15 protein-coding genes are annotated in these 24,102 nt (G+C 33.9%); 11 read left to right on the forward strand and 4 right to left on the reverse strand.

The annotated features are described in order from the left end of the window. Positions 1 to 170 precede the first annotated feature (170 nt). The 4 genes from PQF96_RS23235 (at position 171) to PQF96_RS23250 (ending at position 3,154) form a co-directional block, all read left to right on the forward strand. On the forward strand, positions 171 to 581 hold the full coding sequence (locus PQF96_RS23235) for a BrxA/BrxB family bacilliredoxin (protein WP_109437902.1): 411 nt from the start codon (positions 171 to 173) through the stop codon (positions 579 to 581). A 153-nt stretch (positions 582 to 734) separates the two neighbouring features. Further along, entirely contained in the window at positions 735 to 1,475 is a 741-nt protein-coding gene (locus PQF96_RS23240) for a lysophospholipid acyltransferase family protein (RefSeq protein WP_271768785.1), read from the forward strand. Between the two features lie 12 nt (positions 1,476 to 1,487). Next, positions 1,488 to 2,489 carry an acyl-ACP desaturase gene (locus tag PQF96_RS23245; RefSeq protein ID WP_109437904.1) on the forward strand — a complete coding sequence of 334 codons (1,002 nt, stop codon included), beginning with the start codon at positions 1,488 to 1,490 and terminating at the stop codon, positions 2,487 to 2,489. Positions 2,490 to 2,500: 11 nt separating this feature from the next. After that, positions 2,501 to 3,154 carry an HD domain-containing protein gene (locus tag PQF96_RS23250; protein WP_271768787.1) on the forward strand — a complete coding sequence of 218 codons (654 nt, stop codon included), beginning with the start codon at positions 2,501 to 2,503 and terminating at the stop codon, positions 3,152 to 3,154. Between the two features lie 223 nt (positions 3,155 to 3,377). Here the strand turns inward: PQF96_RS23250 and PQF96_RS23255 are convergent, their stop codons facing one another. The 4 genes from PQF96_RS23255 to PQF96_RS23270 all read right to left on the reverse strand — a co-directional run bounded on the left by PQF96_RS23255 (position 3,378) and on the right by PQF96_RS23270 (position 12,135). Then, entirely contained in the window at positions 3,378 to 4,595 is a 1,218-nt protein-coding gene (locus PQF96_RS23255) for a S8 family peptidase (RefSeq protein ID WP_109437905.1), read from the reverse strand. Positions 4,596 to 5,183: 588 nt separating this feature from the next. Beyond that, complete coding sequence (locus PQF96_RS23260; protein ID WP_271768789.1) at positions 5,184 to 8,468, reverse strand: discoidin domain-containing protein; 3,285 nt, start codon at positions 8,466 to 8,468, stop codon at positions 5,184 to 5,186. A 76-nt stretch (positions 8,469 to 8,544) separates the two neighbouring features. Beyond that, complete coding sequence (locus PQF96_RS23265; protein WP_271768790.1) at positions 8,545 to 10,548, reverse strand: M12 family metallo-peptidase; 2,004 nt, start codon at positions 10,546 to 10,548, stop codon at positions 8,545 to 8,547. 513 nt (positions 10,549 to 11,061) lie between these two features. Continuing rightward, entirely contained in the window at positions 11,062 to 12,135 is a 1,074-nt protein-coding gene (locus tag PQF96_RS23270) for a PA0069 family radical SAM protein (RefSeq protein ID WP_271768791.1), read from the reverse strand. Positions 12,136 to 12,290: 155 nt separating this feature from the next. Here PQF96_RS23270 and PQF96_RS23275 point away from each other — a divergent pair, with 155 nt between their 5' ends. From PQF96_RS23275 to PQF96_RS23305, 7 genes are all read left to right on the forward strand, one after another. After that, on the forward strand, positions 12,291 to 13,271 hold the full coding sequence (locus PQF96_RS23275) for a toll/interleukin-1 receptor domain-containing protein (protein WP_109437909.1): 981 nt from the start codon (positions 12,291 to 12,293) through the stop codon (positions 13,269 to 13,271). Positions 13,272 to 13,273: 2 nt separating this feature from the next. Next, entirely contained in the window at positions 13,274 to 14,347 is a 1,074-nt protein-coding gene (locus PQF96_RS23280) for an isoaspartyl peptidase/L-asparaginase family protein (RefSeq protein ID WP_408629616.1), read from the forward strand. Between the two features lie 280 nt (positions 14,348 to 14,627). Next, the gene (locus PQF96_RS23285; protein ID WP_271768794.1) at positions 14,628 to 15,305 is read left to right on the forward strand and encodes a suppressor of fused domain protein; all 678 of its coding nucleotides are present in this window, start codon (positions 14,628 to 14,630) and stop codon (positions 15,303 to 15,305) included. A 321-nt stretch (positions 15,306 to 15,626) separates the two neighbouring features. Further along, entirely contained in the window at positions 15,627 to 21,152 is a 5,526-nt protein-coding gene (locus tag PQF96_RS23290; RefSeq protein ID WP_271768796.1) for an alpha-2-macroglobulin family protein, read from the forward strand. An 81-nt stretch (positions 21,153 to 21,233) separates the two neighbouring features. Beyond that, positions 21,234 to 22,031, forward strand: a complete 798-nt coding sequence (locus PQF96_RS23295; protein ID WP_109437913.1) for an EF-hand domain-containing protein — start codon at positions 21,234 to 21,236, stop codon at positions 22,029 to 22,031. A gap of 22 nt (positions 22,032 to 22,053) precedes the next feature. Beyond that, positions 22,054 to 22,695 (forward strand): DUF1266 domain-containing protein, encoded by a 642-nt coding sequence (locus PQF96_RS23300; RefSeq protein WP_109437914.1) that lies wholly within the window; start codon positions 22,054 to 22,056, stop codon positions 22,693 to 22,695. A gap of 85 nt (positions 22,696 to 22,780) precedes the next feature. Next, positions 22,781 to 24,007: a DUF4272 domain-containing protein gene (locus PQF96_RS23305; RefSeq protein WP_271768800.1), complete on the forward strand. Its 1,227-nt coding sequence runs from the start codon at positions 22,781 to 22,783 to the stop codon at positions 24,005 to 24,007. Positions 24,008 to 24,102: the final 95 nt, after the last annotated feature.

A 24,102-nucleotide genomic window follows, 5' to 3' on the forward strand; every position in this document is an offset into this window, starting at 1 on the left:
GTTCTATAGTATATTAGACAATAAGATACAATATTTGTTACGGGATCGTTGTAAATAAAATAGAATTATGTTGTGAGATGATATATTTCTACGACTACTTGTCAGTTACTTTTATATGGTACATAATTTGTACCTTTGTATAAAATTGTAGTACGAAAAAAAACAGAAATATGTATCCACCAGAGTTAGTAAAACCAATGCGTGAAGATCTTACCAATATTGGTTTTGAAGAATTACATACAGGAGAAGCAGTAGAAGCAGCAATAGCAAAAGAAGGAACTACGTTGGTAGTTGTTAATTCGGTATGCGGTTGCGCTGCGGCAAATGCACGCCCGGGAGCAAAGGCTTCTTTAGATAATAATAAAAAACCAGACAATTTGGTAACCGTTTTTGCAGGAGTAGACAGAGAAGCAACGGATAAGGCGCGTGGATTTATGATCCCGTTTCCTCCATCATCTCCTTCTATGGCTTTATTTAGAAACGGGGAGTTAGTTCATATGCTAGAGCGTCACCATATAGAAGGGCGACCTGCAGAAATGATCGCAGAAAATCTTAAAGATGCATATAACGAACATTGCTAAAATGTAAGTAGCGTATATGCTAAAAAAAGAGTTCTAAACCGTTTGTTGTTACAGGCGGTTTTTATTTTAGTAAAACTATTGGTTTACTTGAAATAATGTAAGACCTTGCGAGACAATTACACAAGTCAAAATTTTAATAATTGAACAGAAGGGATGGAGGCAGTAAAAAGGATACTTAGTTATCCGCTTTCTATAATTTTCTATTTATCTTTTGGATTAACATTAGTAGTTTTTCAACCACTGCAGTGGCTTGGCAAAAAACTGGGCGGTAGATCGGGACACAGAGGGGTAGTAAATATCATGAATCTATGTTTATTACGATGTCTACACTTTTTGGGAGTAAGAATCAGTTTTAAGAATATTCATAAATTGCCAAAGGATCAATCTTTGATCATTGTTTCTAATCATCAAAGTATGTTTGATGTTCCTCTGATATCTTGGTATTTAAGAAAGCACAGACCAAAGTTTATTTCCAAGATTGAATTAGGGAAAGGAATTCCGAGTATATCGTTTAACCTAAGGCATGGAGGGCATGTTTTAATCGATAGAAAAAATCCTAAACAATCTATTCCGGCCTTATCTAAATTTGGAAAGTTTATCGCTGAGCATACATTTTCTGCAGTAATTTTTCCTGAAGGCACAAGAAGTAGAGATGGAAAACCAAAAGAATTTGCTCCTACAGGATTAAAAATTTTGTTTAAGAATGCACCTAATGCTTTAGTCGTACCTGTAACTATAAATAATAGTTGGAAACTAGTTCGATTTGGTAATTTTCCAATGGGCGTTGGAGTACATTTGACATTGGAGGTGCAAGAACCTCTTTCAATCGATAAAGAACCCGAAATATTACTCGAAAGAATTGAAGAAAGGGTTACTTTAGCAATTAGAACGTAACATACAACTATAATGGCTTTAGATAATATTAGACTAGAAGTAATGCAACTATTAGAGAAGAAAATAGAATCTTTTATAGATAAATTTTTGATTCCGATAGATAAGGTGTGGCAGCCAACAGATTTCTTACCAGATTCTCAGAATGAAGATACGTTTTTTGATGAAGTAAAAGAATTAAGAGAGTTGGCAAAAGAACTTCCTTATGATTTTTGGGTTGTTCTTGTAGGGGATACGATTACAGAAGAGGCTTTACCTACATATGAATCATGGTTAATGGATGTAGAAGGGATTAATCAGCATGAAGATGGTAAAGGAAATGGCTGGTCTCGTTGGGTACGTTACTGGACAAGTGAAGAAAATCGCCACGGAGATACACTGAATAAATACTTATACCTATCGGGTAGAGTAAACATGATTGAGGTAGAAAGAACAACTCAACATTTAATTAATGACGGATTTGATATTGGTACAGATAGAGATCCGTATAAGAATTTTGTATACACTAGTTTTCAGGAGTTAGCCACCAATATTTCTCATAGTCGGGTGGCAAAAATGGCAAGGGAGTACTCAAATAAATCACTAGCTAAAATGTGTAAAATTATCGCAGGTGATGAGATGCGTCATTATAACGCATATAGTGAGTTTGTAAAAAATATTTTTGAAGTTGACCCTAGTCAGATGATGATTGCTTTTAGCCATATGATGAAACATAAAATTGTAATGCCTGCACATTTTCTTAGAGAATCTGGAGACGCTATAGGTACTGCCTTTGAAGAATTCTCAAATGCTGCTCAACGTTTAGGAGTATATACTTCTCAAGATTATATCGATATCATGCAACGCTTAATTGATAAATGGGAAATTGATAAACTGGTAGATTTAACCGATGAAGCCGAGAAAGCACGGGATTTTGTGATGAAACTACCTGCTAGAATGCAACGAATTAGTGAGCGACTGGTAATCCCTGATGAGATTTTTGAATTTAAGTGGGTACAACCTGCAATAGTAAAATAGTAGATATAGGTATGATTGAAGATAAGATTGTATCTAAAACTATTGATTTTGTAAAAGAAAAACTTGTTGGAGCAGAGGGAGGACATGACTGGTTTCATATCCAAAGAGTGTATAATAATGCAAAGCTAATTGCTAAGGATGAAAATGTAGATCTTTTTGTGGTATCCTTAGGTGCATTGCTTCACGATATTGCAGATTCAAAATTTCATGATGGTGATGAAACTGTTGGGCCTAAAGTCGCATCAGATTTTTTAGAAAGCCTCAGCGTTGAAGAAAGTGTTGTTACTCATGTAATCAAAATTATAGAAAACATTTCCTTTAAAGGGGGTAACACAGATCAAAAATTTAAATCCCCAGAACTGGATGTTATTCAAGATGCGGATCGATTAGATGCCATAGGTGCTATCGGAATTGCAAGATGTTTTAATTATGGCGGGTTTAAAAACAGAGTTCTATATGATCCTGATATTTCTCCCAACCTTAATATGACGAAAGAAGAATACAAGTCTTCAACCTCTCCAACAATTAATCATTTTTATGAAAAACTATTCCTGCTTAAGGATAGAATGAATACTGAAGCCGGTAAAAAACTGGCTAATGAACGTCATCAATATATGGAAGGGTTTTTAGAACAGTTTTATAAAGAATGGGAGGGGCAAGTCTAAACCCTAACGGTATAAAATACTATATTACTCTGATTATGAAGTAATTGCTCTATCAGAAGAATATTGTTGTACATCATTAACTTTTATAAGAATCGATATTTCTTTTAACAAGGTGAAAGCACAAGAATATTGTATATGAACTAGAGTATGTTTACATAGAATAAAAAAAGAGGCTGGGTGCAACCCAACCTCTAACAAATTCAAAATATTTAATTATCTATTTTTAATTAAGGGTAGCAATAGGAGCAGTTGATCCTCCTTTGCTTACAGATCCATTTGTTCCTGTACTGTTACCTCTTAGTAATAGTATACCTGCTACATGTGGTGATGCCATAGATGTACCAGAGATTCTATTAAATTGACCGTTTAACCAAGTAGACCATACTGCGGTACCTGGAGCCCAACGATCTACACTTCTTCCAAAGTTTGAAGTACCTGCGGCTGCCCCTGAACGAGTCATGTTACCAACACACCAAGAGTTACCCGTACGTAATCTTTGTGGTGAGTAAAATTGGGTGTCATCATTGCTATTTCCTGCCGCCATAGCTCCAATCGCTCTTGCTTCAAGATTTCTAAAAGCATTATCAATGGCCTGAGAAGTAGCTCTATTACGGAATCCTACACTATAGTTCCAGGTATCTCCATTTCTTGCATTATTTGCTACATAGTCTACCCCAGCAAGAATACCAGCGGTACCACCACTTCCTGCAGCATTTAGTACTCTAACAGAAATTACAGTAGCCCCAAAAGCCACACCTACAACTCCAGAGCCATTATTTTTTGCAGCAACTGTTCCTGCTACGTGAGTTCCATGTCCATTTTGATCTTGCCATGATCCACCTACAAAGCTTCTGCTTCTGCCAGTATCAATAGTTAGATCACTATGTGGTGCTATACCACTATCGATAATCCAGCAGGTTCTACCACTACCGTTAGCTCTTCCTACTCTTTCTATACCCCAGGGTAAAAAATCTCCATTTGGAAGTTGAGAATCCTTAGTAGCATTTTTACCTTGTACTGTCGCAGGAAGCGTGCTTACAGGTTTTCCCATATCTATATCCAACTTATGAATATAATTAGGTTCTATATAAGCTACTTCAGGATCATTTTTAAGCATGTCTGCTTGTTTTTGAGATAGATTTTTAACAGCAAACCCTTGAATAGCATTAGTATAAGTTTGCTTTATATTATCCTCTGCTATCGCATATTTTGATAGCGTTTGCATGGATTTAGCTTTCATACCAGCACTTTTACCTAATAGAGACTCATCCTCTTTGTAAATTATAATATACTCTCCAGGTATTGCTTGATCTGCTCCTATATTGTCAGTAGTTTCTATTCCTGTTTCTATCTCAGTAATCTCATTTTCATCTTTTTCACAACTATAAAAGAGAAAAGAAAAGACCGTTATAGCACTTAAAATTTTTAGTTGAGTTTTCATTATTTTTCAAATTTTGTGTTAAAGTTTAATTTTAGTTTTAAATTAAAATGTTGAGCTCTCATTAAAATTTGTCGTTCAAAAGTAGAGATTAATTCTTACAAAAAAATACGGTAAAAACGTAACAAGCAGCTGGTTTCTAGGGAGTTATTTGCTTATAAATAAGTCAAAGTATATCTTAATTTTCAATAATGCAACATTGTTGCGTTATTGAGGATCAAGGAGTTGAACAGAAAAGAAAGACATCTAAAAGGAATAAAATTTAAGAAGGAAATTGACACAAAAAACCAAAAGTAATACAATTGAAGTTAACTGTATTTAACAGTTAATTAACTTTAGTTTAATATAATAACTAGCATTATTCAGAATAAATCCTTAGTAATTCTATAAATAAATCAATGTGTAATTAAAATTTAGCAATAGATGCTTTTTAATAAAAAGGGGTATTGCTCAATATCGAACAATACCCCTTTCTTTGGTTTGATAAGATGATGTTTTTCTAAAAATTCAATATTTTAAAGGGTTTTATCCATAAACCCTTGTCTTTGTTTCCGAACAACTTTAAAAATAAAATATTCTCACCAGTTAGATTCATTGTTGTTTGAAAACCTTAATACTTTTTTGTACTCCATTTTGTTCTATATGTAAAACATAAAAACCATCAAGTAACTTATGGGTGTCGATAGTAATAATATCTTTATCTAGCACATTTTTAGTTCGTTGGGTACGTCCATTTGTGCCAATAAGCTGTATAGAACGAACTGCTTTTTTAGACGTAATCCCTTTAATAGTTAGTTTATCGTTAAAAGGAATAGGAAATACTTTTATTCCATCAAAATCACTAAGATCTACAGCTGGAGGAGGAGTATTTAAAATCTTTTTACTAGCAAATCTGCCAGCATTTTGTGACGGAGTGTATCTTACTGTAAATTCTGCAACCGATGCCCATCTTTTGTCATCAACTTCAGAGAGTGCTCTAAAATAAATATAGCGACATCTGAAAGTGTCAAATTCTACAGTTTGTTTAAGTGTAGATTTTTGAAATGTTCCTGTTGATAACTGTTGCCAACTATTACCATCCCAACCAAATATAATATAGTCTTTTACCATTCCAGTTGTACCAGTCTGTCTTCCTTGATAAGAAAATCCGACTAAATCTCTTTGTTGACCGAGATCGATAGCTATAAAATGTGGGTGTGAAGTATTATCATCATACCAGTTACTATGCCAATATGTACTAGGATCTCCATCGGCAGCTTTTTCTTTTGAATGATCTGCATTACTAATTTCCTCGCTATTGGTGTCATAAACAGTGCAACCTTCGCAATTGTCGATGACATCTGGTGGAGTTACGATATCCTCTATAATTGCTTGAATAGTATTAGAATAACTTGAATAACTATCACTGTCATATGCTCTAACTCTATAAGTGTACGTGCCGTTTGATAAACCTTTGTCTGTATACGTTTGAATACCTGTCCCAACAAAGTCTATTCTTTCATAAGCATTTCCATCACTTCTTTCAATTGTAAAACCATTTTCATTGGTCGAATTATCTTTCCACGTCAATGTGACATCTTTTTCACTTACCTGTATACTCAGGTCAGTAGGTGGATTTATTTCTTCACTATTTTCATCATAAAGGTCAGATTCCCAAATTCCTCTACCATACGTTGCAACACGAATTTTTCGTGTAGGGTAGTGGATTTCTAAATCTGTAGTTTGTACTCCGGGCAAATTGGTTGAAAACGGAACCCAGGAACTAAGATTATCATTAGTATAATACACTCCAGATTGCATACCTACATATAACCCATTGGCTGCGGTGTCATCAAAAACCAGACATTGAGCAGAAATGTTGGGGAGATTTCCTCTAATATTGGTCCATGTACTTCCTGCATCTATTGATAGGTAAACTCTTGACCCAGTAGCAGCAAGAGCTACTCGTTCAGGATTATTAGGGTCAACAGTAATAAAATTAACATCACCTCTAAAATTGCTTATTTCGGTCCAGGTTGGGTTGTTGCGTTGTCCATTTTTGGTTCTCCATACCCGACCTTTTTGAGCTATGTATATATAGTTGTTGTCCGAAGCGGCTATTGCCATTTCATCAAGATTACCACCAACATTTATACTGCTTGTTAAATTCCTCCAGCTACCTCTACTACCACCATTGTTGCTTCGGTACAAATCTCTATATCCAACATAAATATTGTTGTTATTAATAGGATCCATCATAAAAGGTGTTACCCATTCTCCACTGAAATTCCCAGGTTTACTAATGTTTCCTATACTATTTCCACCATCTGTACTTTTATATAAAGAACCAAACTGAGTGGTTCCATACACGATATTTCTATTTTTATGATCTATAAAACACTCCATACCATCGGCACCTAGCCATTCTTTAAATTGTCCTTTTGCTCCTCTCATAATATTGGTTCCATTATCTTGAGCTCCTCCTACTATCATATTGGCATCTGTAGCAGCACCGCCAATACGATAATATTGTCTTACTGCTAATCCTCCTTGTGTTAAATCGGTTGTATTAGCTCCACGATCTCTACTTCTAAAAATACCTCCATCTGTACCTATGTATATATTGCCGTTTATATATTGTAAAACTTCTATATCTGCATGTACATAGGATCGGTCATTGGGTTCATTCCAAGCGGCTAGTGTTGTAAAACTTAACCCGCCATCTAATGATCTTGAATAGTTCATTCCCCCTAAATGTACTTCATTAGCATTGGTATCTGATACAGCAATGGCCATATCACGAGATGCCTGTGTAAAATATACCTGGTTTGTAGATACACTGTTATAATTTGCACGAGTACTAAAACTTGATCCACCGTCTATTGATCTGTATAAATATCCAAAACTACTTTGTCTTTTTTGAACTAAGTACACAATATCTGGATTTGCAGGAGTTACAGCCATTTTCATTCGCTCAGTTCTGGAGATCCCACTAGTGATACGACTAAAAGAACGACCTCCGTTAGTCGATCGATAAAAACTATTTCCGCAAGCATAAACCACATTAGTATTCCCTGGCTTGAATTCAATATCCTCGGCTCTGGAATTTAATACTGAACTAAAAGAATTCCCTGAATTAACCGATCTGTATAATGCTTCTGTAGTACCCACAAATATGAGAGTGCTGTTTGGATGAATGAGAATTCTTCTTGGAGTACCACTTACTCTGTAAACTTCTGACCATGAATCTCCTCCATTTGTTGATTTCATAATCTGACCAGCAGAGTTTCCTAAATATACAATACTACTATTATTTGGATCGATGGCTATAGCCCAAATGGACATATTGGTCATTCGGTCACCAAGAGGTTTCCAACTTTGACCCGCATTTATAGATTTCCAGATGCCACCTCCTGGAGATCCAGCGTATATTATTTTTTGATTTGTAGGTTCTACAGCTATGGCCGTAATCCTTCCTAGTCCTGGAGACCAACTTCTTGTGCGGGTCCAGTTAAAAGGACCTAATTCTTCCCAGTTACTGCTTCTTTGTACATTTCTTGCCGTTTGACTATTGTTTTGATTCCATGATTTCAAAAATCTATCATATTCATTCACAACTTGACGATCACTTATTACACGACCGTTAGCATCAGCATTTCGTTTGGCCCAGTATAAGTTTCTCATATACAATTTATAGCCACTTCCTTTACCTTTTTTATTTTTTTTGTAGTATTTGGTTCCTAAGCGTTCTAGTTTTTTTATGCTGAGGTTATTTTCGTTTTGCATCATTTGAAATAATTCTTGAGCAGAACCTGTATAATTCATTGGGTTGATTAGCAAGAAAAGAACCAGAAGTAATCTCCATTGAAGTAGAGATAATTTTTTGAGTTGTGTCATTGGTTTTGTTTTTAGAATTGATTAGAAGGGTATGTATTTTTATTACATACCCTCACTAAAAATTGATTATAAGAGTTTATTTGATATGAATCTTTTTGGTGAGTGTTGCATCACCGCTAATTATCTGTACAAAGTAAATACCGCTATTGAATGACTGAATATTAAGAGTTTCTTTTATATTTCCGATTGGAGAAGTTTGATTGATAGTTTTAGATACAATATTCCTACCCTGTATATTCCTAACAGTAATGATCGTATTTTCACTATGTACATTCTCAATTTCAAAAGTGATAAAATCTTTAGCCGGATTAGGATAAACTAAGATATTAGAATCTTTTACTGTCTGCGAAGTTGAAACTATGGGTACGGATGCAGGGGTGCCTGCACAAGTTGCTATTTCAATCCAATTAGCTCCGTTCCATTCAAAAACTTTCCCTTCAAATACAACTTGATCACCCACACGATAATTTACACCTTCTGTCCAGGGATCTACACTAGAACATGGATCAACGGTGTTGCTATCACAGTCTACGTATTCCCAATCGTTATTTTCTGTCCTTATCCATACATTACCATTATATATTACAACATCTCCAGGTGAATAGATTGTGTTTTCGGTCCATTGCACGGCTACAGAACATGGATCCGAGCTACATTTCCCTAAATCGTTCCAACCGTTATTTGCTGTTCTCTCAAATAGCCTACCTTGGTAGGTTACTTTATTTCCAGCTACATAGGTTACATTACCAGACCATTCATTAATACCTACGCAGCTTACTTCACCACCACCTCCTCCTGAGCCTTCACAAGTATCTACACAACTGGCTCTGCTGATTGCTCTTCGAATTACATTTCTGGGCTGAGATCCAAAACCTTTTCTTAGGTTTGTTCCCACACTCGTTAAGTGGCAATAACTCATGATTGTTCCTCCATCCGAAGGAATTCCTGGGCGCCCGCAACCTCCTTGGGTATTGTAACAACCATCAATTGCGGTATTATTACCATTCCATACACAAGAATGCGTATGATTTGACCCAAAATTATGTCCTAACTCATGCGCGATTGTAGAGATATTCCAAGAATATCTTGGAACATCTTGATAACTACGGTTTATGCCCGATAAACCATATTTATATGAACCACAAAGAGCATCTACCCAAGCTACTCCCCCAGAGTAATTATAAGTCACAAAATGAGCAAGGTCACCGTTAAAACCATATCGATTTCTGTAATTTCTAAAGCCATCTAAATCATTAAATGGAGTAGATGATGTCCAAACCTTAATGCCAGAAAGCTTTATTTTTATGTCATCATTAGCATACAATATAGCTACTTGATTAAACATAGCCTGTACAAAGTTACTGGCTGCCTGACTTCCTCCTTTATCTCTTACCACATCATTGCCAATGTCAAAAAATATTTCGGGACATTTAACTTGATTTGCTGCTGGAGTTTGTTTTGAAAAATCGTTTTTTTGGATTTCTTCAGTATGTGTATCTACAGTTTGACAAACAAAATCGTTAAGATGACTGATATCTTTATCTTCATATAGGATATGGTGATTACTATTGTCTAGTTTACCAAGTACCAGATTACCACTTTCTCCGTCAAGACTAATTATTCCTGATACTTGATCATCTTGGATGGTAATGGCAGCAATTGAATTAGGACTGTTTTTTACGATTCCACGATAATGTGCGATATTCATATTGGGTTGAATAACTTTTCCAGAAGGCATTTCTACAATTGAAAAGTCATCTGTAGCAATTTCCACTTTTACTAATTCTAAAAGCATTGATGATTTTTTTCCAGGTAAAGAAAGATTCATTGCCTCTGGAGGGGATGATTCAAAACTTTTCATAGCAGAAGAGCTCAGTGATAAAATTGAAAAATCTTTAAATTCTTTTGGAATAGAGGCATTAGATTTTTCATTCTTTAGAAGAAACAAAGAGACTTCTTTAAAAAAATTTCCTGAGTGTTTTGCCGCTGCAATTTGTTGTTTTGGTTGAATGCTCTGGGATTGAGCAAAAAAAGATGTTGTCATCAATAAAATGACGAGAAATGTAAAAATACGTTTCATAAGTTTAGGTTTTAAGATTTAATAATGTATTTATGTTAAGTTGTTGGGTTTAAAAATCATGTATTTTTTCATTGTATCACAGGGGTAATCTTGTGAATAGAGAACCTGATTTGAAAAAATAATAATACAAACACAAAATCATCAATAAAAGACATTATACCATTTTTGGTCAGTGTTTTAGGATGAAAAAGTGTACAACAATTTTTTAAAGTACTTCATGATATTTAATCTGAAATTTGGTTACAATTCAGATGATAGTACTTCTATTTGTATTCGAGAATTCAGAAAACTACAGAATCAATCCGTAGAATTGAGAAAGAATCTAGAAGAGGGTTGGGGTGATTTTTCATTTTAAGAGGTTTTGGGTTAGTTAGAAAGATGGTTATGTAATTTTTACGTTAAATTGGTTAACCAAAATTACACTTTTTTAATTTAATTAGAATATCATAAAGTTAAATATTTTTTTAAATTGTTTTTGTAATTAATTGTCATATAAATCGAGAAACTAGTCTTTTAGAATAATCGTAATTGTCCATTTTTATACTCTTCATGCATGTGACAATTTAAATGCACTTTTTGTGTCTCTGGAAAGTATTTTTTTCTTGCTAAAGAGAATAGTTGATGAATCTGATCAGCGATATTTCCAGACCCTTTCATTCTTCTACCAAATTCACTGTCATTTAAATTGCCTTCGTGACACTCCTTAATTTGATGAAGAATTTTGTCTTTACGATCTGGGAGAGTATTTTCTAACCAAGTGGTAAAAAGTTGCCCAATTGCACCATTAAGTCTTACAATAGTATATCCAACACTTTTTGCTCCTCGCTCAGAAATCTCCTTTGCGAGTGGTAATATTTCATGACTATTAATGGATGGAATTATTGGTGCCATCATTACATTTGTTGGAATTCCAGATGTATTTAAGAGTTCCAGAGTTTCTAATCGTTTCTTAATACTGGCTGTTCTGGGTTCCAAAATTCTTCGGGTTTCTTCTTTTAAGGAAGTGATAGATAGAAATACAGATACAAGATTGTGTCTTGCTAATTCTGTTAAAATATCCAAGTCTCTTTGGATCAATGCGTTTTTGGTTATGATACCAACAGGATGTCTGTATTTTAAAAAAACTTCAAGTAATTTTCGTGTTATCTTAAGCTTCTTCTCGATGGGTTGATAACAATCTGTGTTTCCCGAAAGTGAGATAGGGTATGCTTTCCATGTTGAACTTTTAAGTTTTTTCTCAAGCAATTCAGGAGCATTTTTCTTTACCAAAATTTTACTTTCAAATTCTAAACCAGCTCCATAACCCCAATATTCATGAGAATTTCTTGCATAACAATATACACAACCATGTTCACAACCTTGATAAGGATTTAAAGAGTACATCATACCCACATCTGGGCTGGTCACTTTGTTCACTATAGTTTTTGGAAAAGTTTCAATAAAAGTAGTCTGTGGTTTATCTATTGTTTCTCCTTGTGCAAGACAATAATTAAGAAAGTCATCTCTTGTTTCATGATGATTTTTAAGGAATCTATTGTTGATTTTTTCCTGGGCACCTCTGCCTTTTATATGTTTTTTAGGTTTCATGAGTGTAGTTTTTTTACGGTTTAAAAGTAAAACTTTTGTTGGAATATTTCCTAGTAAAAATGGAAATATTCCAACAAAAGAAAGTAATTTTGTATAAGTGGTTTTTAATAAAAGAATAAAGTCAGTTTTAGGTTAAAAAGAAAAAGTGGTCAGTGATGAAAAACAAGAATTATGAATATGATGTTGCGCTTTCTTTTGCTGGAGAGAATAGGGCATATGTCGAAGAGGTAGCTAATAGCTTAAAAATAAGAGGAATTAAGGTCTTTTATGATCTGTTTGAAGAAACAAACCTATGGGGTAAAAATCTATATGAATATTTATCAGAGATTTATCAAAATAGAGCAAAATATACGGTGTTGTTTATTTCAGGGTTTTATAATCAAAAACTATGGACAAATCATGAAAGAGTTTCGATGCAGGCAAGAGCATTTCAGGAAAGTAGAGAGTATATTCTTCCGGCAAGATTTGATGATACAGAGATTCCGGGAATTTTAAAAACAGTGGGATATATAAACCTTACAGATAGAACTCCAGATGAGTTTGCTGGTTTGATCGAAAAGAAAATAAAGAAAGACCAAACGTTTTTAAAAAGTAGATGGTCCAAAATTTCTACTTTGATTAATCCAAAACCCTACATATTTACGATCAAAATAGAAAGCGAAAGTGGAGAACTCATTAAAAATGCAAAGATTGTATTAGTAGCTAATAATTTGACATACCTCGAAGGATTTACTGATGAAAAAGGACTTGCGCATTTTATTATTCGAACGCGTAAATTGTATACTGCGCTTATCGCACATCCCGAATATCCAGGTGTTATGTTTAAGGATTTAAACCCTAAAGAAGATATATTAATCACAATCGAAAAAACAAAAGGATCAGGGTCTACAATTCTTAATAAGTCAGGAGAAATCCCTTTAATTTCGGGAAGAATTAAACCTGTAGTAAAATCAAATAAAGTATTGTCATTATATGCTGATAATATTGCGATCGAAGGAGGGGTACATCAACCGTATGACTTTGAGTTAAATAAATCTATATGCCTAGAAGATAATGGTGGAAATATCATACATTTAACCTTCAGATTCTTTCAAGGAAGGATCGCTTTAGTAGATTATTGTAAACACAAATCATAGTAATTATGCAAAGAGTAATCATATTTTTAAGCTTAGTGTTGTTTCTGGCATGCAAAGAACAGTCCAAGGAAACGGCCAAAGCACCAGTTGTTGAGACTACAACAGAAGAACTTCAAAAACCTGGAGATAGTTTTGGAATTGTTATTCATGGGGGAGCAGGAACGATCTTGAAAAAGAATATGACGCCCGAAAAAGAATTGGCATATAAAACTAAGTTAGAAGAAGCAATAAAAGTGGGGCATACGATTCTTAAAAATGGAGGAACAAGCCTAGAAGCTGTAGAAAAAACAATAAATATTCTAGAGAATTCTCCTCTTTTTAATGCAGGTAAAGGTGCTGTTTTTAATAGTGAAGGAGTTAATGAATTGGATGCTTCAATTATGGATGGAAGTACCCTAAATGCAGGTGCAGTAGCTGGAGTAAAGACAGTTAAGAATCCTATAAATCTAGCTCGGGAAGTTATGGTTAACTCCCCGCATGTATTACTTTCAGGAAGCGGAGCAGAGTTATTTGCTAAAGAAAGAAATATTGAAATGGTAGATCCAGCATACTTTTTTACAGAAGATCGTATGAAATCTTTAGAAAGAGTAAAAGAAAAGGAAAAAGCAAAGGAAGCCAATACCACAACAGCTTTTTACGACCCTTATATCAAAGACTCAAAATTTGGAACTGTGGGATGTGTGGCATTAGATAAAAACGGAAATTTAGCTGCCGGAACTTCAACTGGCGGGATGACCAATAAAAAATGGAATCGTATAGGTGATTCTCCAATTATAGGAGCTGGAACATATGCAAATAATGCCACTTGCGCTGTATCAAGTACAGGATGGGGAGAATATTTTATTCGCGCGATGGTTGCTCACGATATTTCTGCTTTAATGGAATATAAAGAGCTTTCCCTTCAAGAAGCAGCTCAAATAGTAATACAAAAAAAACTTAAAAACCTGGGAGGCACTGGAGGAATTGTAGCCATAGATAATAAAGGTAATATTGCTATGGAATTTAATACTGCAGGAATGTATCGCGCTACTATGAATGCTGCCGGTGAACTTACTTTAGGAATCTATAAACAATAATAACATAGATTATACATTAGAAAGATAAAAACCCCTCTGTTAAGAGGGGTTTTTGTTTTTTTAGAAATAAGTATTTTTAACAAATAAAAAAAACACTATTTTCAGGGGGTAGTACTACCAAAAATCATTTTACTTTTATCAAACTATTGTAGTATTTTCTAAATGATAAATAAAAACAATATTTGGGGATGGTGTTTTTGTTTTTTAGAAATGTTTGTAGTGAAGTGGAGGGGAAACCACATAGAATGTACAAGAACTAATTCAAAATAAAAAGTAAAACATGGATTATCAAAAACATTTTGATGCTTCTTATGAGAAGCGCAATTCTTTCTGGAAAGAAATAGGAAATCTGGAAAGCGATGTATTGTCTCATTTAATAAATCCAAGTTTTATGGGAGGGCCTACCTGGCCTTCATTAAGACAGTCGTTTATAAAAATAGATACTCCTGGATCAACATTTTTGGCAACCGATGGATTAAGTGATCCATATAGTGATTACGATACCAATGAAAAAAATCAAGCATATAATGGATTAGGTTTTGAATTGTATATAGAAACAGAAAACCTGGAAAATCTAGATACGGTCAAAAATTCGTGGCAGTTTGATATGCTATACCAAGCAGGCTTATTAGCAGCAGATAATGGAAATTTAATCAATCTGTTTCAACAGTATACATACTTGTCTACAGAATTATATAATATAAAAGTACCAGATAATTTTGTTAATGAAGATGGTCGTGTAGGGGTTCTTATGGGATTACAAAGTGATCGAATTCCTAAACAAATAGAGTTAAGTATTGAACCAATCCTTTTAGTAAATGTAAAACTAATCACCCCGGATGAAGTAAAATATATTACAGACCATGGTACAAATGGAAGAAATGAAATAGTAGAAAAGATAATGCAACAAGGTAATGCTACATTCTCTTCCTTGGATCGAAAATCGGTACTATTATAATGTGAAGAGATAGATTATGATTAAAACCTTAATCTCTGTATGAATCATTTGTGTATTTGGCAAGGTAACAGCTCAAAAGAAAATAGATGTAAGAGAAATGTAAGTTATTAGATTCTTCATCCTGAGAAGGAGGAGATAGTCTTATTATTCTCGAATATGGATAAAATCTAAACGAATATAAATTAGATCGTTGCTCTAATTAAAAAAGAATATATTTTTAAATATTGATAGGTACTAAAATTCATAACAAGGGATATACAATAAGATAATATTGGATAGAATTAAATTTATACTACCTTTAATCAGCTAAACATCAACTATATGAAATCATTACGAATTCTTTATATGCTACTTTTTGTAGCATTAGTATTTTCTTGTAAGAAAAAAGACGCTCAAGCTATAGCTGAAGCAAATGCATCTGAGCTAAATAAATATCAGGACTATATTTCAGATGTATCTTCTGGAGTTATTTCGGTATTAGATAATGTGTATGTTGTCTTACAAACTCCGGTAGAAGGATGGAGTGATAATCAGGAATTACCAAAGGATTTATTATCAGTATCCCCAAAAGTTAATGGAAGAATAATTGCAGTAAACAACCGTACAATTTCATTTCAACCCGATGAAAGTTTTGATGAAGATACTGCATATACATTTACATTAGATTTAGAAGAGTTAGTAGAGGATTTTGAAGATGATTTAGACGAAGAATTTGTATTCACCGTAAAAACATTAAAACAGCAATTCTCTGTAATCACTGATAATTTACAATCTTATAGTAAAGATTGGCAATATATTGATGGTACAATTACTTCTAGTGATCAAATGAAGTTTGACACTGCTAAGCAATTGGTCACTGCTATGCAAAAAGGTAAGGAAGTCGCTGTAAAATTTAGTGAATCAATAGATAAAAGTCGTCAGTTTAGTTTTAGAATTGATAGTATTCAGCGTTTTGAAGATGACTCTGAGGTAGAAATTAAATGGTCAGGAGACTCATTTAATATAGAGACCGAAGGCTCAGCAACGTTATCAATACCTGGAAAGAATAATTTCTCGGTGATTAGCATTTCTGTAGCAAATGTGGATAATCAATACGTAGAGATTAATTTTTCTGATCCACTTAAGAAAAATCAAAATTTTAATGGACTGGTTACTATATCAGGGGCTAAAAATCTAAAATATACTGTAAACGGAAATGTTCTAAAAGTATATCCAAAAATTGAACTTAAAGGAATATTAGAAGTTACTGTTTTTGAAGGAATTCGAAGTACAGATAATTATAAACTTAAAAATAAGTATACAGAAAATGTATCTTTCCAACAACCAAATCCAGAGATAAGATTATTACAAAGTGGAGTGATTTTACCAACTTCTGATAACCTCAAGTTTAATTTTGAAGCTATAAACCTTCGTGCTGTTGAAGTGCAAGTAGTTAAAGTATTTGAAAATAATATGCTTCAGTTTTTACAAAACAATAACCTTGATGGATCTAGTAATTTGAGAAGTGTTGCAAGACCAGTCGCCAAAAAATTGATTAATCTTAAAGAAAACCCTTCGTTAAACCTTAGTAAATGGAATGCGTTTGCGATTGATTTAAAAAAACTCATTTCTCCAGACCCCGGAGCAATTTATAGGGTAGAACTTAATTACCGTAAAGCGTATTCACTATACAAGTGCGAAGGAGAAGGAGCAGACGATACACCAATTAAAGATTTAACCAATAATTATGATGAAGAAGAAGAAACAAGTTTTTGGGATAGTTCTCAATACTATTATGATGATTATTATGATTATAGTTGGGAAGAAAGAGAGAACCCATGTAGCACTTCTTACTTTAGGGATAAAAAAATAAGTGCGAACATATTAGCTTCCAATTTAGGAGTTGTGGTGAAGAAAGGATTAAATCAATCCTATGCGATTACTGTTAATGATATCGTAACCACGAGTCCGGTTTCTAATGCCAAAGTAGTTTTCTATAATTACCAGCAACAAGAAATAGGATCGGCTACAACCGATGCAGAAGGAATGACAGGATTTGATGCTGATCGCCCGGCATATTTTGCTATTGTAACATCAGGGAAACAACAAACCTATGTAAAATTAAATGACGGTAATGCACTATCAGTAAGTAAATTTGATGTTTCTGGAGTACGACTTCAAAAAGGAATTAAAGGATTTATTTATGGAGAACGAGGTGTTTGGCGCCCGGGAGATACATTATTTTTATCTTTTATGCTTAATGATAATGCAAATAAACTTCCAAAAGGACACCCTGTAAAGTTCGAATTGCGAGACCCCTACGGAAAAGTAACACATCAGGAAACAAAGACAAACGAAACCAATAATTTCTATAAATTTATAGTCAATACTTCTGATGAAGCCCCTACAGGGAACTGGCAGGCAAAAGTCAAGGTTGGTGGAGCCAGCTTTAGTAAAATACTTAAGATAGAGACCATAAAACCAAATCGTCTTAAGATCAAAACTACATTCGATGATGAAGTATTGGTGGCTGATAAGAATATTAAAGGAAATCTAGAAGTGCTATGGTTGCATGGTGCGATTGCAAAGAATTTACAGACTGATATTAATGTAAGATTTAATCCTGCGCAAACCAAATTTAAAACATTCCCGGGCTATGTTTTTGATGACCCAACACGAAGGTTTGGTACAGAAGAACAAGAAGTGTTTCAAGGAAAAATTTCTGGAGAAGGAAAAGCTTCCTTTAACCTTACCCCTAAACTTGAAAATAAGGCAGCAGGGATGTTAAAAGCTTCTTTTATTACTAAAGTTTATGAAAATGGAGGAGATTTTAGTACCGATGTTATCAGTAAAGACTTCTCTCCTTATAGCACGTATATTGGAGTAAATACACCTAAAGGAGATAAAGCTCGTGGGATGTTACTCACCGATACACAACATAATTTTGAGGTGGTTTCAGTAGATGAAAAAGGAAATCCTAAAGCAGTAAAAGATCTTGAGGTTTTTATCTATAAAGTCGATTGGAGATGGTGGTGGGATTCTTCAGAAGATAATTTGTCTTCGTATAACAGAGGTTCATATCATAATGAAGTATTCAAAACAAAAGTTACAACCAGTAATAGTGGTAAAGCGAATTTCAAATTTGAATTAAAATATCCAGAATGGGGGAGATACCTGGTAAGGGTTGTAGATCCAAATGGAGGTCATGCTACAGGAAAAATAATGTATATTGATTGGCCAGGTTGGGCAGGGAAGTCAAGAAAAAATGACCCATCAGCAGCAACTATGCTTTTGTTTTCTACAGATAAAAACACCTATAATGTTGGTGAGAAAGCAATAGTAACATTTCCATCAAGTGAGGGTGGTAGAGCATTGGTAACTGTAGAAAATGGCACAGAAGTATTATCTTCTCAATGGGTGATTCCTCAAAAAACAGAAACCAAGTTCGAAATTCCAATCGAAGAATTACATACGCCTAATGTGTATATTCATATTACGTTATTACAACCGCATGCCACAACTGCCAATGATTTACCAATACGATTATATGGCGTAGTGCCGATCTCTGTCGAAAATCCAAATACCAAGGTAAAACCTAAGCTAACTATGCCAGATGTGCTTAGGCCAGAAGAGACAATTACACTCAAAGTTGGAGAAAATAATGGTAAAGCGATGACCTATTCTATTGCAATTGTAGATGAAGGGTTATTGGATCTAACAAGGTTTAAAACTCCAAATCCATGGACTAGTTTTTATGCACGTGAAGCGCTGGGTGTAAAAACATGGGATGTATACGATGATGTAATTGGGGCCTATGGTGGAAGTATTAATCAAGTATTTAGTATTGGTGGTGACGCCGAAGCAGGAGGAAGTAAATCTAAAAAAGCAAATCGATTTAAACCAATGGTTGTATTCGAAGGGCCTTTTGAATTAAAGAAAGGAGAAACTCGTGCGCATAAAATCAAAATCCCTAAATATATAGGATCCGTGCGTACAATGATTGTAGCTTCAGATGCAGATAATGCAGCGTATGGTAGTGCTGATAAAACTACTCCGGTTCGAAAACCATTGATGGTATTAACTTCGATTCCTCGAAAAATTACTCCAGGTGAAAAAGTGACAATTCCGGTTACTGTTTTTGCAATGGAAAAGAAAGTGAAAAATGTAAACGTTACTTTAAAACCAAATAAAGGGTTTAAAGTAATTGGCGAGACACAACAGAAATTATCATTTCCACAACCCGATGAGAAAATGGCATACTTTGATATCGAAGTATTAGAAGGAGCTTCGATTACAGATATTGAGGTGGTAGCCAGTGGAGGTGGAGAAAAAGCTTCATATAAGGTGCCAATTAATATTGTGAATCCAAATCCGATGACAACAGAGGTAACCTCAATTGTTCTGGAACCAAATAGTGAACAAGAAGTTAGTTTTGCTGCGTTTGGAATTGAAGGGAGTAATAGTGCGACCATAGAACTATCATCATTACCACCAATGAATTTTGAAAGTAGATTAAGCTATCTTATTCGGTATCCACATGGATGTGTAGAGCAAACTACTTCTGCAGCATTTCCACAATTATATTTGGGAGAAGTATTTAATTTATCCTCAGAAAAGAAGCAGAAAATCCAAAAAAATATAGAAGCAGCTATTTATAGATTGAAACGTTTTATTCAACCTGGTGGTGGGATGTCGTATTGGCCTGGCTATAGTAATCCTAATGATTGGGGAACAACCTACGCAGGGCACTTCTTATTAGAAGCAAATAAGCAAGGATATGTCTTACCTATTGGTTTCAAAAGCAATTGGATTAATTATCAACAGCAACAGGCTAAACGATGGAGAAGTGGTAACAATGATTTGGCACAAGCCTATAGATTATATACACTTGCTCTTGCAGGGAGTCCAGATCTGTCTTCTATGAATAGGTTAAGAGAAACATCGGGATTGTCTAATGATGCCAAATTAAGATTAGCAGCGGGATATGGATTGATAGGTCAGTCTAATGCTGCAATTCAATTATTGAATTCTGCTAATATCGATTTCCAACCAAGAAAGAATAACCATTATACTTATGGTTCTACAAATCGTAATCGAGCAATGGCTTTAGAGACGCTAGTAACATTAGATCAAAAAGCCAAAGCACAGAAAGTGGCAGTAGAATTAGCCAAAGAGTTGTCTTCCAAAAATTGGATGAGTACACAAACAACTTCATATGCATTAATGGGAATGGCAAAATATGCAAAATATGTAGGAGGAAAAGGTGTGAATGTAAATTATATTCTTAATGGTAGATCAATTACTGCTAATACAGGTAAAACATTAGCAACTTCTGGAGAAGTTGCCATTTTAAAGGATAATAAATTAGTACTTAAAAACAATAAAGACAATACTATTTTTGTACAATTAGCTACAAGTGGGATTTTGCCTGTTGGAGAAGAGAAAGTACTTGAGAGTAACTTTAAAGCAATTGTAGATTATAAAACCAAGGACGGAAACATCATTAACCCAATATTACTGACCCAGGGAACCGATTTTGTTGCAGAGGTAACAATTACAAATACAACAGGTTCTAAGGTGAAGGATATTGCATTAACCGAAATTTTTCCATCTGGATGGGAAGTAGTAAATACTCGTTTTACCGATTTTGGATCGTTTAAAGCAAATGCTGTTACACATACAGATATTCGTGATGATCGGGTGAATTTCTATTTTGATTTAAAGCCAAAAGAAAGTAAAACAATGACTATCTTACTTAATGCATCATATTTAGGGAAATATTACCTGCCAGGCATTCAATGTGAAGCGATGTACGATAATGATTATGTTGTGCGAAGTAAAGGAAAATGGGTAGATGTTGTAAAATAGAAGCTTTAGTGGGGTACATGGTCTATGCTATGAGTGTTAATTCAACCATTTTAATGCTATAAGTTGGCAAAAATTAAACACATGCAAAAAAATAAATTAATACTAATTTTAGGATTAGCTCTTCTAATTTTAAGTTGTTCGAAAGGTAAGAAATTAGAATCCAAAGGATTTGCTGTTAGTGAGGTTGCAGAGGATGAAGAAGGAAAGCCTATAGATGGATTAAAAACAGATACATTAAAATTTGAAACCAGACCAAGAAATGTACTATTAACAGCTAATCCTAATCATAGATTGACTCCTGTTTATAAAGTAAATTATACTAAGAAAACAAAAAAGCCATTTACGGGATCAAATAGTTTTCATACCAATTGGAGTGAATATGGTGAAAGTAAAGGGAATCAATGGAATCACAATTATATGCCAGGATTTGAAGCCGTTTATGGGTATAATTTTGTTAATGTTTCTCATTATAATCATCAGACCAAAATAGAGAATAAGTTTTTTAAAAAACCTGTTTTAGTTAAAACGTTATATTACCCGGCATTTTCAAAAGACACTTTAAATGATGTGCCAATTACACGAAAATTCCATATGATTTCAGTATATGATGAGGATACAAATAAAGACGGATTTATAAATGTAAAAGATCTTAGACGTTTTTATTATTTTGACATAAACGGAGAAAATAAAAAACCATTAGTTCCCAAGAATTTTTCGGTGATGAGTTCTGAATATGATCCTGCAAATGATTTCATGTATGTATTCGCAAAATTGGATCAAAATGAAAACGGAAAAATTGAAAATAATGAGGAAACTCAAATCTTTTGGATTGATTTAAATACCCCAGAAGAAAAAGGAGTACAGTATCAAAATAAATAAAAACAATAATAAATTAGAATCAATGAAATTGGTAAAAAAGACAACACAAGTTTTGGCTGCAATGTTTATGCTTGTTATGGTATCATCTTGTAATTCGACTGCAGAAAAAATAGAGGACGAACAGTTAAGTAGCTTTATGCTTGGAGGGATTTATTTTTTTAATGGATACGGTGGAATTGATGAGGTGAAGGAAATGATGAGTTCTGCAGGGTATACAAGTAATGAAGAATTGGTAAGTGGTTACAAAGAGATTTTAGAATTTCCGTTTGAATCATCACAAGCATCAGGAATCAAGAGTATGTTTAGAAATATGTGGGAGATTACAAATAAAGCTACTCTGCTTGAAACTTTGGAAGATTTGAAAACAAGAGAGTATAAATACAAATCATGGGATTATGCAAGAATTGTAAACAATGCTTGTATGGGGTACGCTGCAAATTATTTAACAAAAGATGAGGTGCTTGAGATTATAAAAGAAATTCTTCCGTTGGCAAGAGAAAAATATAAAAATTGGGAAGCATACTTTACCGATTTTAATTTGGGTAGAGTAGATTGGAACCCGAAAGACGAAGAAGGAGAAGCGTTTGAATTTTTATCAAAAAACATAACCAAAGGAGAACAATCAATTTACATGATTTTACCCCTAAATTCTGATAAAGAATAAGATTCTTATGATATAATATTCTCGATTATAAAAGTTAGGATGAATTAGGATTGAGAATTAATATAAAAACAATCATAATATAAAAATGGACAACTACTGCACGATATATTCTCATGAATTATATTTTGATAACATCGTTCCAGAGATACAAAAGGTATTTCCAAAAGGAAAAGTATCAGTCTCAGAACAAGATGGGCAAAAAATCATATATGTATCTATTAAAGAAGGACTTTTTAAACCTAAAAAAGAATTTCAGATCTCGTATCGGGAAAGAGCACAACCTTCTTATCAAATCTCTGAAATAGATTCCCCATTAACGCAAAATTTATCAGGAATGTCTGGTTTTGTAAATTCTTTACCTAGTAGTAATGAAAAGGTTAAAGAGCTATTACTTCAAAAAATACAGACCCTAAATAGTGAATTTCCGATTTTATCAGAAGGAAATCTGGATGAAGAATTAAAAATATTGACCAAAAATATGTGTCAATCTTGTGATGGGATACTATTTATTCGACCTGATACCAATATTAGTAGATCAGAAACACAACATTTTTTGGATAAAGATTTAAACCTAATTTTAGATACTAATGGGAATTGTGATATAGATCATCTAGACGTAAATATAAATGCTGCTTATTTTGATGAAGAACAAACAAAGGTGACAGAAGATCAAAAAAACAGAAAATCTAAAAGTGAGTCTATTATAAACAAACGACAGATTAAATTAAACAGTAATCTGCCCTGTATAGCATCTGAGAATACTACAATTTTACGAACTTCAAAAGAGATCGCTGAACGAGTTGCCATACTAGCAACAACTAATATGGTTGCATTTAATAATATAACCGGAGAACAAGCTATCGATTATTTAAAAAACTATGATCTTCTGGAAAAAGTAACCGAAAAAGAGTTAAGTTTCTTAAATAACCCGACCGATGAAGCCAAAAGTTATGAAACCTGGAAATGCGAATGTATTTGGGTTCTGATGTGGGCATTAGAAATTGTAGAAGAAATTGGATTTCCTGATACTTTGGCGAGTTTGGATAATATTCCGTCAGAGCAATATCCTATTGGAGAAGGAAAAGACCCTAATATTTTTATTAACGGCATTAATTCCGCTAGAGGGAAAACAGAGATCCTAGATGCTAATGATTTATATTATAGATTAGATTGGACTTGTGTTGATGCCAGGGTTAATGGAATCGAACTAGATAATCTGCATCCGGGAGTTGTTTATGAAAGACATTATGCATTAAATTGGTTAATACAATACAGAAACCAGAATTGGGATGATGTTTCCTGTGATACATAGAAAACATAACCTTTGTAAAGAGTTCTACAAATTCTTGTTGATTTCATTTTGAAGAGACATTATTTTAACCAAACCATAAACCTAACGTATTGTTT

The sequence above is a fragment of the Aquimarina algiphila genome (assembly GCF_947494415.1).
Classification (GTDB): domain Bacteria; phylum Bacteroidota; class Bacteroidia; order Flavobacteriales; family Flavobacteriaceae; genus Aquimarina; species Aquimarina algiphila.

What these genes read in the sequence shown, in the direction of transcription:
- PQF96_RS23235 (WP_109437902.1), top strand. Translation starts at nt 171, where the DNA reads ATGTATCCACCAGAGTTAGTAAAACCAATGCGTGAAGATCTTACCAAT.
- PQF96_RS23240 (WP_271768785.1), top strand. Translation starts at nt 735, where the DNA reads ATGGAGGCAGTAAAAAGGATACTTAGTTATCCGCTTTCTATAATTTTC.
- PQF96_RS23245 (WP_109437904.1), top strand. Translation starts at nt 1,488, where the DNA reads ATGGCTTTAGATAATATTAGACTAGAAGTAATGCAACTATTAGAGAAG.
- PQF96_RS23250 (WP_271768787.1), top strand. Translation starts at nt 2,501, where the DNA reads ATGATTGAAGATAAGATTGTATCTAAAACTATTGATTTTGTAAAAGAA.
- PQF96_RS23255 (WP_109437905.1), bottom strand. Translation starts at nt 4,595, where the DNA reads ATGAAAACTCAACTAAAAATTTTAAGTGCTATAACGGTCTTTTCTTTT.
- PQF96_RS23260 (WP_271768789.1), bottom strand. Translation starts at nt 8,468, where the DNA reads ATGACACAACTCAAAAAATTATCTCTACTTCAATGGAGATTACTTCTG.
- PQF96_RS23265 (WP_271768790.1), bottom strand. Translation starts at nt 10,548, where the DNA reads ATGAAACGTATTTTTACATTTCTCGTCATTTTATTGATGACAACATCT.
- PQF96_RS23270 (WP_271768791.1), bottom strand. Translation starts at nt 12,135, where the DNA reads ATGAAACCTAAAAAACATATAAAAGGCAGAGGTGCCCAGGAAAAAATC.
- PQF96_RS23275 (WP_109437909.1), top strand. Translation starts at nt 12,291, where the DNA reads ATGAAAAACAAGAATTATGAATATGATGTTGCGCTTTCTTTTGCTGGA.
- PQF96_RS23285 (WP_271768794.1), top strand. Translation starts at nt 14,628, where the DNA reads ATGGATTATCAAAAACATTTTGATGCTTCTTATGAGAAGCGCAATTCT.
- PQF96_RS23290 (WP_271768796.1), top strand. Translation starts at nt 15,627, where the DNA reads ATGAAATCATTACGAATTCTTTATATGCTACTTTTTGTAGCATTAGTA.
- PQF96_RS23295 (WP_109437913.1), top strand. Translation starts at nt 21,234, where the DNA reads ATGCAAAAAAATAAATTAATACTAATTTTAGGATTAGCTCTTCTAATT.
- PQF96_RS23300 (WP_109437914.1), top strand. Translation starts at nt 22,054, where the DNA reads ATGAAATTGGTAAAAAAGACAACACAAGTTTTGGCTGCAATGTTTATG.
- PQF96_RS23305 (WP_271768800.1), top strand. Translation starts at nt 22,781, where the DNA reads ATGGACAACTACTGCACGATATATTCTCATGAATTATATTTTGATAAC.